The sequence below is a fragment of the Streptomyces sp. ADMS genome (genome assembly GCF_033441795.1).
Lineage (GTDB): Bacteria > Actinomycetota > Actinomycetes > Streptomycetales > Streptomycetaceae > Streptomyces.
Window position 1 is genome coordinate 24,295 of sequence record NZ_JAVFVX010000053.1, and the last position, 13,792, is coordinate 38,086.

Annotated in this window: 13 protein-coding genes and 3 pseudogenes; 6 read left to right on the forward strand and 10 right to left on the reverse strand. The window is 71.0% G+C overall.

Going from position 1 to position 13,792, the window contains the following annotated elements; translation table 11 throughout:
• The first annotated feature begins 53 nt into the window (after positions 1–53).
• Together RB628_RS22910 and RB628_RS22915 are read left to right on the forward strand one after the other, a co-directional pair.
• Entirely contained in the window at positions 54–695 is a 642-nt protein-coding gene (locus RB628_RS22910; protein ID WP_318322389.1) for a hypothetical protein, read from the forward strand.
• Complete coding sequence (locus tag RB628_RS22915; protein ID WP_318322390.1) at positions 682–1,641, forward strand: class F sortase; 960 nt, start codon at positions 682–684, stop codon at positions 1,639–1,641. The genes RB628_RS22910 and RB628_RS22915 overlap by 14 nt, the downstream gene beginning before the upstream one ends.
• 154 nt (positions 1,642–1,795) lie before the next feature.
• On the opposite strand, the gene RB628_RS22920 is transcribed toward RB628_RS22915, so the two are convergent.
• The 3 genes from RB628_RS22920 to RB628_RS22930 all read right to left on the reverse strand — a co-directional run bounded on the left by RB628_RS22920 (position 1,796) and on the right by RB628_RS22930 (position 4,292).
• A complete protein-coding gene (locus RB628_RS22920; protein WP_318322419.1) occupies positions 1,796–2,779 on the reverse strand; it encodes a DMT family transporter in 984 nt (327 codons plus the stop codon).
• Between the two features lie 80 nt (positions 2,780–2,859).
• Positions 2,860–3,591, reverse strand: a complete 732-nt coding sequence (locus RB628_RS22925) for a winged helix-turn-helix domain-containing protein (RefSeq protein WP_318322391.1) — start codon at positions 3,589–3,591, stop codon at positions 2,860–2,862.
• Between the two features lie 59 nt (positions 3,592–3,650).
• On the reverse strand, positions 3,651–4,292 hold the full coding sequence (locus RB628_RS22930) for a TetR/AcrR family transcriptional regulator (protein ID WP_318322392.1): 642 nt from the start codon (positions 4,290–4,292) through the stop codon (positions 3,651–3,653).
• A gap of 224 nt (positions 4,293–4,516) precedes the next feature.
• On the opposite strand from RB628_RS22930, the gene RB628_RS22935 reads away from it, so the two are divergent.
• Positions 4,517–4,804: a YiaA/YiaB family inner membrane protein gene (locus tag RB628_RS22935; RefSeq protein WP_318322393.1), complete on the forward strand. Its 288-nt coding sequence runs from the start codon at positions 4,517–4,519 to the stop codon at positions 4,802–4,804.
• 96 nt (positions 4,805–4,900) lie between these two features.
• Positions 4,901–5,524 carry a TetR/AcrR family transcriptional regulator gene (locus RB628_RS22940; protein WP_318322394.1) on the forward strand — a complete coding sequence of 208 codons (624 nt, stop codon included), beginning with the start codon at positions 4,901–4,903 and terminating at the stop codon, positions 5,522–5,524.
• Positions 5,525–5,543: 19 nt separating this feature from the next.
• On the opposite strand, the gene RB628_RS22945 is transcribed toward RB628_RS22940, so the two are convergent.
• Entirely contained in the window at positions 5,544–6,005 is a 462-nt protein-coding gene (locus RB628_RS22945; RefSeq protein WP_318322395.1) for a MaoC family dehydratase, read from the reverse strand.
• Between the two features lie 104 nt (positions 6,006–6,109).
• Here RB628_RS22945 and soxR point away from each other — a divergent pair, with 104 nt between their 5' ends.
• Complete coding sequence (soxR, locus tag RB628_RS22950; protein WP_318322396.1) at positions 6,110–6,628, forward strand: redox-sensitive transcriptional activator SoxR; 519 nt, start codon at positions 6,110–6,112, stop codon at positions 6,626–6,628.
• Here soxR and RB628_RS22955 read toward each other — a convergent pair.
• The 4 genes and pseudogenes from RB628_RS22955 to RB628_RS22970 form a co-directional block, all read right to left on the reverse strand.
• Positions 6,585–7,034, reverse strand: a pseudogene (locus tag RB628_RS22955) (RNA ligase family protein); the annotation flags it as partial. The gene soxR and the pseudogene RB628_RS22955 overlap by 44 nt on opposite strands.
• Before the next feature lie 189 nt (positions 7,035–7,223).
• Positions 7,224–7,421, reverse strand: a pseudogene (locus RB628_RS22960) (RNA ligase (ATP)); the annotation flags it as partial.
• Positions 7,334–8,122, reverse strand: coding sequence for a 3-keto-5-aminohexanoate cleavage protein (locus RB628_RS22965; RefSeq protein WP_318322397.1), 789 nt, complete (start codon positions 8,120–8,122; stop codon positions 7,334–7,336). The pseudogene RB628_RS22960 and the gene RB628_RS22965, both read right to left, overlap by 88 nt.
• A gap of 105 nt (positions 8,123–8,227) precedes the next feature.
• Positions 8,228–8,833 (reverse strand): hypothetical protein, encoded by a 606-nt coding sequence (locus RB628_RS22970; RefSeq protein ID WP_318322398.1) that lies wholly within the window; start codon positions 8,831–8,833, stop codon positions 8,228–8,230.
• A gap of 379 nt (positions 8,834–9,212) precedes the next feature.
• On the opposite strand from RB628_RS22970, the gene RB628_RS22975 reads away from it, so the two are divergent.
• Entirely contained in the window at positions 9,213–12,017 is a 2,805-nt protein-coding gene (locus RB628_RS22975; protein WP_318322399.1) for a penicillin acylase family protein, read from the forward strand.
• Positions 12,018–12,042: 25 nt separating this feature from the next.
• Here RB628_RS22975 and RB628_RS22980 read toward each other — a convergent pair.
• A pseudogene (locus RB628_RS22980) lies at positions 12,043–12,263 on the reverse strand (serine-threonine protein kinase); the annotation flags it as partial.
• A 180-nt stretch (positions 12,264–12,443) separates the two neighbouring features.
• On the reverse strand, positions 12,444–13,685 hold the full coding sequence (locus RB628_RS22985) for a DUF1343 domain-containing protein (protein ID WP_318322400.1): 1,242 nt from the start codon (positions 13,683–13,685) through the stop codon (positions 12,444–12,446).
• Between the last annotated feature and the right edge of the window lie 107 nt (positions 13,686–13,792).

Here is a 13,792-nt window from a genome sequence, read left to right on the forward strand (position 1 = left end):
AGTCAGAAGAAGCAGGACTTGTATGAAAATCTTCTGACTCGGAGGAACCGCACATGACCACATCGTTCCGTCCACGCCGGGCCGGCGCCCGCACCGCCGCCCTCGCGGCTCTCACCATCGCGGGCACCACTCTCATCGGGGCCCCCGCCGTCGCCGCCCCGGGTGACAACGGAGACGTCAAGATCCACAACGTGGGTACGCCCGTCGACGACCAGAGGAACGAGCCGCAGGTCTGCGAGTTCTATCTCGCCGCGTTCAACTTCGACGCGAACCAGGACATCGAGTGGTCCATCGAGACCCAGCCCCCGGTGACGAACGGCGCCACCCTCGCCGACACCATCGAACTGGAGCCGGATGGCACTGGTCACACCATCGATCTCTCACTGCCGGACGGGCAGTACAAGCTGACGTGGAACATCGTCGACGGCCAGGGTGCGGCCAAGCACAAGGTGTTCCGGGTCGACTGCCCGTCCGCGACGCCGACCCCGCCCGGTGGTCCGGGTGGCCCCGGTGGTGGTCCGGGCGGTCCCGGTGGGTACCACGGCGGCCCGCACGGCGGGGTTCCCGCGGGCAGCGGCGGTGTCGCCCGCGCGGAGGCATTCACGCCGGTCGCCGGCGCGGCTGCCGTAGGCCTGATCGTGGTCGGGGGAGTGGTCTACCTCCGGACGCGCCGACGTGCCGATGGCGACGCCTGACCGCGCCCGCCGGCCCCGGCCCTGGCGCCGGACGCGCGCCTACCGCCTGACCCGCACGGTCGTCCTGACCGTCACCCTGGCGGTGGGCGGCGTCTGGTGGGTCCGGGCCGACGAACCCGCCCCCGCCCCGGTCACCGCCGCCGACGGTGCACCGGCCACACCGTCCACCGGGGGAGGCGAGGGCGCCGGCGCCAGGGGCACGGCGCGGGAACGAAGCGCGGCACCGGCCACCGGACGGCCCGCGCCGTCTGAGCCGACCCGGACGCCCGAGCCGACCCGGACGCCCGAGCCGGTGGAGGGACAGCCGGGGCCGGTGAAGGGACAGCCGGGGCCGGTGGAGGGGCACCCGGGGTCGGTGAAAAGACGGCCCGGGCCGGTGAAGGGACGCCCGGGGCCCGCCGGGCCGACGCCTCCGCCCACCCGCCCGAACGTGTCGGCCATGCCGCGGGCCCCCGCCCCCCTCCCACGCTCCCGCCCCACCACGCTCACCCTGCCGTACCTCGATGTCGAGGCGCCGGTCATGGATCTGCGCCTCGACCGCCACGGGCAGCTCACCGTGCCCCCGGACGACGATCCCAACCTCGTCGGCTGGTACGCGGACGGACCGTCCCCCGGGGAGAACGGAACGACGATCGTCGTCGGGCATCGCGACACCGGTTCCGGGCCCGCCGTGTTCGTCGGCCTCGACGAGGTCACCCGTGGACGGCTGGTCGAACTACGGCGCGCGGACGGGCGTACGGCCGTCTACACCGTCGACGCCGTGAAGACGTACGACAAGGCGCACTTCCCCAGCCGGGAGGTGTACGGCGCCCGTGGCCGCCCCGAACTGCGGCTCATCACCTGCGGCGGCGACTACGACCGACGCACCGGCTACACCGGCAACATCGTGGTGTACGCCCACCTCACGGCGACGAAGCCGGCGACTCTTCAGCATCGGTCCCGGTGAACCGAGCGTGTTCAGCGCGAACGGGGGCTGGGGGCAGCGCCCCCAGCCCCCGTTCGCATCCGCGCGGCACCCCACCCCAGCCGATGGTGCTCGGCTCTCGGTGATCGCCCCCGTCTCCATCAAGATCCTTGCGGACAGGGCGCGTTCACGCTGATCAACCTGCCTTCTCGTGCCGTGGCCGCGGTTGCGCAGCCTCCTCCGCAGCCGCAGCCGCAGCCGCAGCCGCAGCCCCCGCAACCCGCCGCCGAGGCCGGGAACGGGACACGGCCACCCCGGCGAGACACAGCCCGCCACCCGCCAGCGTGAGCAGCCCGGGTACCTCGCCCAGCGTCAGCCAGGACATCAGCACGACGAGGGCGGGGACCGCGTACGTGGTCGCACCCATGCGGCTGGCCGTCGTACGGGCCAGGGCGTAGGCCCAGGTCGTGAAGGCCAGCGCCGTCGGGAAGACGCCCAGGTAGACCATGTTGAGGGTGGCGGAGAGCGGCGCCTCGGCCAACTCACCGACCAGTTGCCCGGCGAACGGCAGACAGGTCACGGCCCCGATCAGGCAGCCGAACGTCGTGGCCTGGAGGGCGCTCGCCCGGCCGAGGGCCGGCTTCTGCGCGACGACACCCGCGGCCCACGAGGCCGCCGCGAGCAGACACAGCGCCACCCCGAGCACCGATGTGCCGCTCCCGCCCGACATCGACAGCCCGACGGCCACCGCGCCCGCGAACGACACCGCCATGCCCGCGAGCAGCCGGGGCGGCATCGGGTCGCCGAGCAGCCGGGTGCCGAGCAGGGCTATGAGGATCGGGCCGACGTTCACGAGCAGGGCGGCGGTCCCCGCGTCCACCTGCTGCTCGCCCCAGTTCAGGACGATCATGTACACCCCGAACCACAGCACTCCCGAGATCGCGATCCCCCGCCAGGCCGACCGGGGCGGCCGGCCCTCCCGTCGTACGAGACAGATCGCCCCCAGGGTCACGAACCCGGCGAGCATCCGCCCGAGCGCCAGCGCCCCCGGCGAGTAGGCGGCGCCCGCGCTGCGGATCGAGACGAACGCGGAGGCCCACAGCACCACGGTCACACAGGCCGCGACGGCGGCGAGCACCTCCGTGCGAGGGGCCGGGCGGGAGGGCGGGGAGGAGGTCATCATGCTCCAGAGGCTAGGCAGGACGGGCGGCGGGGGCTCGCGATTTTCGGACGTGAGGCCGTACGGCGGCCCAGCGCGGCTCAGCGCAGGGCCGTCGCCTCGATTCCGAGGAGCTGGGCGAACCGGCGTTCCCCTTCGGAGGTCACCCTGACCGCCCGTTCCGAGCCGATGCGTACGCACCAGCGCGCGTCCAGGGCGTGCCGGCACAGGGCAGCGCCCGCGGTGCCCGCGAGGTGGGCGCGGCGTTCGGTCCAGTCGAGGCAGGCGCGGGTGAGGGGGCGGCGGCCGGTGCGATCGAGGTCGATGCCCGCTTCGGCGAACCAGCCCAGCCCGGCGTCCGTGAGGGCGAAACCGGTGTCCTGGCGCAGCAGCCCCCGCTCGGTGAGGGCATCGGTGAGGGTGATGCCGAGCCGCCCGGCGAGGTGGTCGTAGCAGGTACGGCCACGTGCCATCGCGGACCCGGCGCCGGACTCCCGCAGTGTGCGCGGGCGTTCGGTCACGGAGGGGCCTGCCTGCGCGGCCAGTTCCTCGACGAGCTGGGCCACGCGGGCGTCGGCCAGCCGCACGTAGCGGTGTCGTCCCTGGCGCTCCTCGGCGAGCAGCCCACCGGCCACGAGCCTGCCCAGGTGCTCACTGGCGGTCGACGGGGCGACCCCGGCGTACCGCGCCAGCTCTCCGGCGGTCCACGCCCGCCCGTCCAGCAGCGCCAGCAGGAAACCGGCCCGTGTCTCGTCCGCCAGCAGTCCGGCCAGGGCCGCGAGACCGGACGCCCGGCTGGGCTTCCGCGTGCTCCTGGCGCTCCTCCTGGTCATGTGTCCAGCATGGGGTACGCACAGTTCGGCGCCCGCCGAAGAGTGCCCGGCGAGGTGTTCTAGGCGGTCCGCTTGAGCTGCTCGTACTGCTGTGCCAGCCCGTCCAGCAGGGCTGTGAGGCCGGTCTCGAAGGCCCGTTCGTCGATCTTCTCCTGCTGCTCGGCAAGGAGATGGGCCTGCCCGAGGCGGGGATAGTCGGCCGGGTCGTACGCGCTCTCGTCGTCCACGAAGCCCCCGGCGAAGGAGCCCAGTGCGGAGCCCATGACGAAGTACCGCATCAGCGCGCCGATCGACGTGGCCTGGGCGGGCGGCCAGCCCGCGTCGACCATCCCGCCGTAGACGGCGTCGGCCAGGCGCAGGCTCGCCGGGCGCCGGCCGGGGCCGCGGGCGAGAACCGGGACGATGTTCGGATGGTCGCGCAGGGCGGCCCGGTAGGAGACGGCCCAGTCGTGCAGCGCCGTACGCCAGTCGCGGCCGTCCTCGAACATCGACAGGTCGACCAGCACGCTCACCGAGTCCGCGACCGCTTCCAGGATCTGGTCCTTGGTCCGGAAGTGGTTGTAGAGGGACGGCCCGCTGACGCCCAGTTCGGCGGCGAGCCGGCGTGTCGACAGGGCGGTCAGCCCCTCCGAGTCCACCAGCGCCCGTGCCGTCCCGACGATCAGGTCGGTGCTGAGGAGGGGCTTGCGCGGTCGGGCCATGGCGCACATGGTAGGGCTGCACCCGTAAACTAGCAGCGCTAGTTTACGGGTGCACGGGACCGGCGGGCTCCTGCGGGACGCCCGCGTGATGACCCGCTGCGAGGGCACGAGCCAGATCCGGAAACTGCTGATCGGCCGCGCGCTGACAGGCGTATCGGCATTCTGAGTATGTTCTGAGTACTTCGGCGGATGTGGCGCGGGCCGCGTCCGCCGATGCTTGTCCCATGAACGAGACACCGGTCAAGCAGCAGAACACGGGGGCCTTCTACGGCCAGGCCGTCGCGTCCTTCGCCATCGCCATGGGAGCGACGGCCGTCGGCATCTTCCGGCTGAACGCCGACGCCTGGGTGCGCGGCTTCCTCGGTATCGCCGTCCTGTATCTGGTGACCTCCGCCTTCACCCTGGCCAAGGTCATCCGCGACCGCCAGGAGGCCGGGCAGATCGTCAGCCGGGTCGACCAGGCCAGGCTGGAGAAGCTGCTCGCCGAGTACGACCCCTTCGAGAAGCACTGAGCGCGTTTCCCGCTGCTCCGAGCGGGCGCTCTAAGCGCCCGCTCACCCACGGCGGTACAGTGGGAGGTCACTGTCGGTGAAAGGGGCGAACGGGCGATGAGTGCGGCGGAGGAGACGGCCGGCGGCGAGGCGGCGCCGTGGGGTGAGGTGACCCCCGACGCGGCCCGGCGGCTGCTCGTCGCCGCGGTGGAGGCCTTCGCCGAGCGCGGCTATCACGCGACGACGACCCGCGACATCGCGGGCCGCGCGGGCATGAGCCCGGCCGCGCTCTACATCCACTACAAGACCAAGGAAGAGCTGCTCCACCGGATCAGCAGGATCGGCCACGAGAAGGCCGTCGACATCCTGCGCACGGCGGCACAGGCCGAGGGCACCGCGACCGAACGCCTGGCCGAGGCCGTCAGCTCCTTCGTCCGCTGGCACGCCGGGGGGCGCACCACCGCGCGGGTCGTGCAGTACGAACTCGACTCCCTCGGCCCCGACGCCCGTGCCGAGATCCTCGCGCTGCGCCGCCAGGTCGACGCCGAGGTGCGCGGGATCATCGAGGACGGGGTGGAGTCGGGCGAGTTCGACGTGCCCGACGTGCCGGGCACGACGCTCGCCGTGCTGTCGCTGTGCATCGACGTGGCCCGCTGGTTCAACGTCAAAGGTGCGCGTACGCCGGACGAGGTCGGCGCGCTCTACGCCGACCTCGTGCTGCGGATGGTGGGGGCCGGGTAGCCCGCCCGCGCTCACCGGCTCACAGGTAGTACCGCGACACCGACTCCGCGACACACACCGGCTTGTCGCCGCCCTCGCGCTCCACGCTGAAGGCGACGGTCACCTGGATCCCTCCTGTCACGTCCTCGACCCCCGAGATCCGCGCGGTGGCGCGAAGGCGCGAGCCGACCGGGACGGGGGAGGGGAAACGGACCTTGTTGGTCCCGTAGTTGACGCCCATCTTCACGCCCTCGACCTTGATCAGCTGAGGCCCGAAGAGCGGCAGCAGCGAGAGGGTCAGATAGCCGTGTGCGATGGTCGTCCCGAAGGGGCCGACGGCGGCCTTCTCCGGATCCACGTGGATCCACTGGTGGTCGCCGGTCGCGTCGGCGAACAGGTCGATCCGCTTCTGGTCGACCTCCAGCCAGTCGGTGTACCCCAACTGCTCACCGACCGCCGCCTTCAGGTCGTCCGCGCCCGTGAAGATCCTCGGCTCTGCCATGTCCCGGCCTCCTCGCCATGTAGTCTAAGCAACTGCTTAGCATGGTCGGTGGCGGATTCCCTGTCAACGGACCGCCGTCCGCCGCTGTGGGTAGGGTTCGAGGGGTGCCCCAGATTCCCGAGAAGATCCACGAACTCACGGTCGGCCAGCTCGCCGCCCGAAGCGGCGCCGCCGTCTCCGCCCTGCACTTCTACGAGTCCAAGGGCCTCATCAGCAGCCGCCGCACCTCGGGCAACCAACGCCGCTACAGCCGTGACGCGCTGCGCCGGGTCGCCTTCGTCCGGGCCGCGCAGCGCGTCGGCATCCCGCTCGCCACGATCCGTGAGGCGCTCGCCGAACTCCCCGAGGAACGCACCCCCACCCGGGAGGACTGGACCCGCCTCTCCGAGAACTGGCGCTCCGAACTGGACGAGCGCATCAAACAGTTGAACCGTCTGCGCGACCATCTCACCGACTGCATCGGCTGCGGCTGCCTGTCCCTGCAGAGCTGCGTCCTGTCCAACCCGGACGACGTCTTCGGCGAAAGCCGGGCAGGATCCCGCCTGTTGGTGGAGAAGAGCGGCGGCACCGGTCGGGCTGCTCGTACTCCGTCCCGCCCCTGCGCGTCAGGTACGCCGGACTGACCGCCCTGGCGATCGCCCGCCCGCCGGTCACCGTGCTGTACCGCTCGACGACCGGCCGGATCACCACGCCCTCCCGCAGACGCGGCCCCCGCCCGGAAACCGTCTCGCGCCCGCTCGCGATCTCCAGGACCCGGTCGCTGTCGTACGGACCCTCGTACAGCCTTGGTACGAGCGGCAGTCGGCCATCCAGCAGCTCTGCCGCGTCGAGCCGGCGCAGCCCCCCGGCGACCTCCACCGACACGTCGAACACGGCGTACCCGAGCGTCTCGCGCCGCCCGTCCGCGCCGTACGTCAGGTCCTGCACGCCCACCCCGTACACCTCGCCGAAGACGCCGACCCGGCGCGCCCCGAGCCGCTCGGCGAGGCGGTCCGCGGTCTCCGCGACGCCGTGGGAGGTCACCGCGCGGTCGTGTCCCGCGTCAGTGGTGCAGGAGATCAAGCGCTACGCGTTCCGGTACGAGGCCCTGACGAATCCGGACGGGCCGACGGTCCGCGAGGCGCCCTGCTGAGGCGAGTCGAACGCCCAGTCCGGCCGAGCCGCCGCCCCCGACCTGCGGATTCCGACGCCTTGATCGGCTACACCGTCCGGCGGGACGCCATCCACCGCACGCCAGTACAGCTTGCGCGGGTCCTCCTTCAGGGCGGGGGACTTGGCGCCGAACTCCTTCGAGGAGACCTGGACGCGCCCGCCGTCGGCGTGACAGGTCAGCAGGCAGGCCGAGCAGTGCAGCTTCTCGGTGAGCGCGACGGGCTCGCCCGGTGTGAAGATGCCGGGACAGCGCGGGATGTTCTGGCCACGCCCGCCTTCACCAACTCGGCGTTGGACACCGCCCGTTCGCCGTTCGGCAGGAGCAGGGTGTCCTCCGCGCCGATCCGGGTCGCCAGTCCGAGTCGGCCCGCGAGGCGCAGTACCGGCCAGGCGCCGCCGTCCTCTCCGTGCAGCAGGACCGGGCGGCCGTGGGGCGACCTGCCGAGGTCGGAGAGGAGGGCGTGGGCGGTGGCTTCGGCCGTGTCGGGGCCGGTGTCCGTGACCTCCGCGAGGACGCGCAGCACCTTGGGGGCGAGGGGTGAGGCAGCGAACCGTGCCGCGCCGTCCGTCCCGGACCAGATGCCTGCCTCGACGCCCACCCCGAGGTCGATGAGGAGGGCCGCCAGTTCCTCCGCGCCCGGCTCGTGCCAGTTGACGGAGGCGTGGTCGGGCAGCACCGTCCAGCCCCGGACGCGCTCAAGCCGTACCGCCGGATCCCGCTCGGCCCAGGCGCCCGTGGTCACGCCGACCGGCACGGTGACCCGTGACCGGATCTCCGTCAGCGTCGCCGTGACGGCACGCGGCGACAGGGTGTCCTGTCCGCAGGGGGACTTGGGATGGACGTGGACGTCCGTGGCCCCGGCCAGGACGGCATCGGCCGCGGAGTCGGCCATCGCTCCCGGCGACATCGGCACCAGCGCACCGTGAGCGGCGTCCCGGGAGCCGTTGAGACACACCTGCGTCATGCCCCGATGGTGCCACCCGTCACCGACAACGGGCGCGGGCATCCGGTTCGGCGGTAATCCGGTTCTGTTGGGGGGTGCGGCATCCCCGGCGCACCCCCGTCGTGCTCAGGCCGACGCGAGCAGCAGTCGTCCGCGCCTGGACTCCGCCAGGGCCTCGGGGGTCAGCACAGGCCGTGGCACCACGATGCCGCACTCCGTGCAGACGGGACCCGACGACGGCTCATGGGCCAGGTCGTACTTCCAGGTGAGGCGCTCCCCGTCGCACACCGGGCATACCGAGCCCGGTCCGCGCTCCAGGGCGGCGATCAGCCGTCGCAGCACCTCGGCCAGCGGTTCATGGGGGTGCACCCCCGGATCGTCGCACCAGGCCACCCCGAACCCACCCCAGGTCAGCCGATGCCAGTCGTCCACGCTTCCGGGCCGGCGCAGCCCGTCGAACTTCTCCTTCTTGCGGCGCTTCGCGAACTCCACCTCGTAGGCCAGCCAGACCGAGCGCGCTTCTTCCAGCTCGTCCAGTGCGGCCACGAGCCGCGCTGGATCCGGGGACCGGTCCTCCGGTCCGAACCCGGCCCGGGAACACAGATGGTCCCAGGTCGCCCTGTGCCCGTAAGGGGCGAACCTCTCAAGGCACTTGCGGAGCGAGTACCGCCGCAGTGCCAGATCGCTCCGCGGATCCCGCACCTGTCTCGCCAGACTCCGGAAACCGGCCATCGCCTTGCACCTCCGTCACACCTGCACCTGTACTTCGGTCACTTCGGCGTCGTCGAACGGACGTCGCCGAATAGACGTATCGACAAGCGATTCGGCTCCATCCGTTTTCCGTTGACGGCCACAAGCCGTTCGCCGGCCCCCATGGGGGCCGGTGCCAACGGCCCTGAGCCGTCCGCCGGACCACCCTTCACGGCCACCTCCCGAAGCTGTTCGCCGTCGGTGGAGCACCCTTTGGAGTGCCCCTCCACTTCCCCCAACGCATTTGCTGTACCACGTTGTTCAAAAGTGACGCATGTTCATCTTCAATCCCGGGGATACCGGCGGTAACGTCTGGCCCACCCCGTTCGGAGTGGTCCACCCCCCGTCCGGAGGAGCCGCCATGTCACGGCGCACCCCAGGCATCACCGTCGACAAGACCTTCGACAGACTGAGAACTCCCCGCGGACTCTTCGGGTTCCTGAAGACCGCGGCTGTATGCACGCTCATCGCCGGTCTTTTGTCGCCGCTTTCCCCGATCTCCCCGGCGACCGAGGCCCACGCCGCGGCGGCCGACGACTACTGCGGAGCCCAGTGCTCCGACATCCTGCCGCCCGGCCAGAACGGCAACGCGACCCTCGCCCAGATCCTGCTCAACCAGGCCTTCGGCTCCCAGCCCGAACACGCGGAAGACCAGCTCGGGCCCTATGCCAACCTGGCCACGGGCTACTCCGGCCTCACCAACGCCACCATCAACAACTTCTTCAACGACGCCTCGTTCGGGGTCGCCGCCGACCAGGTCGCCTCCACCCTCAGGCCGGCCGGCCGCACGGACGTGACGATCGTCCGCGACAAGAAGACGGGTGTGCCGCACATCACAGGCACCACCCGGTACGGCACCGAGTTCGGCGCCGGGTACGCCGCCGCCCAGGACCGCCTCTGGCTGATGGACGTCTTCCGGCACGTCGGACGCGGCCGGCTCACACCGTTCGCGGGCGGAGACCCCTCCAACCAGGGCCTTGAACAGGAGTTCTGGCGCCACGCCCCGTACACCGAGGCCGACCTCCAGGCCCAGATAGACAACGCGGTCGCCACCAACGGCGCCCGCGGCCAGCAGGCTCTCGCCGACGTCAACGCCTATGTCGCGGGCATCAACGCGTACATCGACGCCGCCGACAGCGGCCGTTACTTCCCCGGCGAGTACGTTCTGACCGGCTGGAAGGACTCCGTCACCAACGCGGGCACCATCCAGCACTTCAAGCCCACCGACCTGGTCGCGCTGGCCTCGGTGATCGGCGCGCTCTTCGGCTCCGGAGGCGGCGGCGAGGTCAACAACGCGATCTCGCTGATGGCCGCCCAGGCCCAGTACGGCGTCGTCGAGGGCACCAAGGTCTGGGAGTCCTTCCGCGAGCGCAACGACCCCGAGGCCGTCCTCACCCTCCACAACGGCGAGAGTTTCCCCTACGCGACCGCGCCCGCAGACCCCCAGGGAGAGGCCCTGCCCGACGCCGGCACGGTCTCCGCGGAACCGCTGGTGTACGACCGTACGGGCAGCGCCGCGACCGCGACCGCGACCAGTACTTCCAGCACGGCGACGGCCACCGCCCTCACCTCCGCGAAGCGCGGTATGTCCAACGCCCTGGTGGTGAGCGGCGCCAAGACCGCCAGCGGCCACCCGGTCGCCGTCTTCGGCCCGCAGACCGGCTACTTCGCCCCTCAGCTGCTCATGCTCCAGGAGATCCAGGGCCCGGGCATCAGCGCGCGCGGCGCCTCCTTCGCTGGGCTGAGCATGTACGTCGAACTCGGCCGCGGCCAGGACTACGCGTGGAGCGCGACGACCTCCGGGCAGGACATCATCGACTCGTACGCGGTCGAGTTGTGCCAGGACGACGTCCACTACCTCTACCACGGCACCTGCACCGCGATGGAGAAGATCGAGCAGACCAACGCCTGGAAGCCGACCACGGCCGACGGTACGGCCGCCGGCTCCTACCGGATGCAGGTCTACCGCACCAAGTACGGCCCGGTGAGCCATCGCGCGACGGTCGGCGGAAAGAAGGTCGCCTACACCACCCTGCGCTCCTCCTACATGCACGAGGCCGACTCGATCATCGGCTTCCAGATGCTCAACGACCCGGACTACGTGAAGAGTCCGGAGACCTTCCAGTCCGCAGTGCAGCACATCAACTACACCTTCAACTGGTTCTACGCCGACTCCACGCACACCGCGTACTACAACAGCGGTGACAACCCGGTGCGCGCGAACGGCGTCGACGCCGAGTTCCCGGTCTGGGCGCAGTCGGCGTACGAGTGGCGGAACTGGAACCCGACGACGAACACCGCCGACTACACGCCGGCCTCCGCCCACCCCAACTCGATCGACCAGGACTACTACATCTCCTGGAACAACAAACAGGCCAAGGACTACACTGCCGCATCCTGGGGCAACGGCTCCGTCCACCGCGGCAACCTCCTGGAGGACCGCGTCAAGGAACTCGTCACGGCCGGCGGAGTGACCCGGGCGCAGCTGGTGAAGGCGATGGCCGACGCCGCGCTCGCCGATCTACGGGCCGAGGACGTCCTGCCGAAGCTGCTGCGGGTCGTCAACAGCTCGACGGTCACCGACTCCGCCGCGGCGGCGGCCGTCAGCAAGCTGTCCGCGTGGGTGACGGCGGGCGCCAGACGCACCGAGACCTCGGCGGGCTCGAAGACGTATGCCAACGCCGACGCGATCCGCATCCTGGACGCCTGGTGGCCACTGCTGGTGCAGGCCGAGTTCGAACCGGGCCTCGGCACCGACCTCTACACCGCGATCACCACCAACCTCCCCGTCGACCAGGCCCCCTCGGCCGCGCACGGCCCGACCGGGGCGCACGCCGGAAGCTCCTTCCAGTACGGCTGGTGGAGCTATGTCGACAAGGACATCCGGGCGGTCCTCGGTGACCCGGTGCAGGGCGGACTGGCGCAGAAGTACTGCGGCGGCGGCACGCTCAGCGGCTGCCGGGACATCCTGATCAGCACCCTGAAGACCGCGGCGGGCAGGACGGCCGCCCAGGTCTACCCCGGCGACGACCTCTGCGCGGCGGGCAACCAGTGGTGCGCCGACTCGATCGTCCAGCGCACCCTGGGAGGCATCAAGCACTACAACATCAGCTGGCAGAACCGGCCGACCTACCAGCAGGTCGTCGAGTTCACCTCACACCGCTAGCAACCGCCCTGCTGCCGGCGGCGGGTCAGTGGACACGGCCCGCCGTCGGCACCACCCGCGCCGGCTCCCGGTGGCAGATGTCGCTGTGTGCTCCCGACCAAGGCCCACCGTCCTGACCACCGCCGCCGTGTCGATGTTGACGCACCCGCTCACCGGCAGCATCGCGGGCCCGAGCGCTTCCGCGATCGTCAACCTGACTGTCCCCGGTACCGCCTGGACACCGCCGTGGCCCAGCGCGCCCCACTTCCGCGAGCAGCCGGTCACGCCCGCGCCCCTCGGTGTCGCCGTCCGCGTCGAACGTCAGCTCCAGCAGGGAGAAACGCTCATTTCCCGATCCGCCATGACGGTCCCCGTCCCTGTCCCCGTGATGTCGCGCGGTGGGGCGTATCGTCCCGCCGGCAGGGGAAGTCGGCCATCCGTCACGGCTCACTTGTAGATGAGGTACTTCCTGCGCATGCGTTGGAACGCCGCCAACTCCTCCTGCCAGCCCGCCACGACCTCGTCGACGCCGGCTCCCGCGTCGATCATCGTGCGCACCAGAGTGGAGCCCGTCAGCCTGTCGATCCAGTTGTCGGAGCGCCAACCGAAGCCGCTCCACACCTTCTTGGCGGTCACCAGCAGCGCGACCCCGGTGCGCACTGGGTCGAAGGCCGCCCGGTCGTGCACATGGATCTGCACGCCCCCGATGGTCTTCCCCTGGAACTTGGAGAAGGTCGGCGCGAAGTACGCCTCCCTGAAGTGCACACCTGGCAGCCCGAGTTGCTCCGCCGCGACGGCCCACCGCCGGTCGATCCCCTCGGCGCCGAGCAGTTCGAACGGCCGCGTCGTACCGCGCCCCTCCGACAGGTTCGTGCCCTCGAAGAGACACGTCCCCGAGTACACCAGCGCGGTGTCGGGGGTCGGCATGTTAGGGCTCGGCGGCACCCAGGGCAGCCCGGAGGCGTCGTAGAAGTCCGACCGCTTCCACCCCGACATCAGTACGGCGTCCAGCTCCACCGGCGTGGCCAGGAACTCCTTGTTGAACAGCCGCGCCAGTTCCGCCACCGTCATCCCGTGTGACTGCGCGATCGGCTGCCGTCCGACGAATGTCGCGAACTCCTTGTGCAGCACGGGCCCTTGGGCGGCCCGCCCGGTCACCGGGTTCGGCCGGTCCAGCACGAGGAACGGTTTGCCCGCCGACTGGGCCGCCTCCATGCAGTCGTACAGCGTCCAGATGTACGTGTAGAAACGGGCGCCCACGTCCTGGATGTCGAAGACGACGGTGTCGACGCCGGAGGCGGTGAAGATGTCGGCGAGCGGCCGGCCGCTCTTGAGATACGTGTCGTAGACGGGGAGCCCGGTCGCCGGGTCGTCGTGGCGACCCTCGGAACCGCCGGCCTGCGCGGTACCCCGGAACCCGTGCTCGGGGCCGAAGACGGCGGTCAGATTCACCCGGTCGTCCGCGTGCATGACGTCGACGATGTGGCGTACGTCCCTGGTGACACCGGTGGGATTGGTGACGAGGCCGACCTTTTGGCCGGCGAGGGGGGCGTAGTCGCTCGCGGTGAGGTTCTCGAAGCCGGTGCGCAGCTGTTTCGGGCGGTGTTGGGTCGGGGTGGCTGCGCCTGTGCATGCGGGCAGGGACGCTGCTGTGGCTGTTGTCAGGAGGCCGCGTCTTGACAGGGGCATGGGGGTTCCCTTCGTGAGGCGGTACGGGTGGTAGTGGCACCGTAGGTGCTTCCGCCCGCAGTTCGCAGGGTGCGGGTCCGACGTGGCCTGTCGCGCCGCGCGGCGGA

Bases quoted from the DNA above. Each gene is read 5' to 3' on its own strand.
- RB628_RS22975 (WP_318322399.1), top strand. From the start codon at position 9,213: ATGTCACGGCGCACCCCAGGCATCACCGTCGACAAGACCTTCGACAGA.
- RB628_RS22985 (WP_318322400.1), bottom strand. From the start codon at position 13,685: ATGCCCCTGTCAAGACGCGGCCTCCTGACAACAGCCACAGCAGCGTCC.
- RB628_RS22930 (WP_318322392.1), bottom strand. From the start codon at position 4,292: ATGGCCCGACCGCGCAAGCCCCTCCTCAGCACCGACCTGATCGTCGGG.
- RB628_RS22915 (WP_318322390.1), top strand. From the start codon at position 682: ATGGCGACGCCTGACCGCGCCCGCCGGCCCCGGCCCTGGCGCCGGACG.
- RB628_RS22925 (WP_318322391.1), bottom strand. From the start codon at position 3,591: ATGACCAGGAGGAGCGCCAGGAGCACGCGGAAGCCCAGCCGGGCGTCC.
- RB628_RS22935 (WP_318322393.1), top strand. From the start codon at position 4,517: ATGAACGAGACACCGGTCAAGCAGCAGAACACGGGGGCCTTCTACGGC.
- RB628_RS22945 (WP_318322395.1), bottom strand. From the start codon at position 6,005: ATGGCAGAGCCGAGGATCTTCACGGGCGCGGACGACCTGAAGGCGGCG.
- RB628_RS22920 (WP_318322419.1), bottom strand. From the start codon at position 2,779: ATGACCTCCTCCCCGCCCTCCCGCCCGGCCCCTCGCACGGAGGTGCTC.
- RB628_RS22965 (WP_318322397.1), bottom strand. From the start codon at position 8,122: ATGACGCAGGTGTGTCTCAACGGCTCCCGGGACGCCGCTCACGGTGCG.
- RB628_RS22910 (WP_318322389.1), top strand. From the start codon at position 54: ATGACCACATCGTTCCGTCCACGCCGGGCCGGCGCCCGCACCGCCGCC.
- RB628_RS22970 (WP_318322398.1), bottom strand. From the start codon at position 8,833: ATGGCCGGTTTCCGGAGTCTGGCGAGACAGGTGCGGGATCCGCGGAGC.
- RB628_RS22940 (WP_318322394.1), top strand. From the start codon at position 4,901: ATGAGTGCGGCGGAGGAGACGGCCGGCGGCGAGGCGGCGCCGTGGGGT.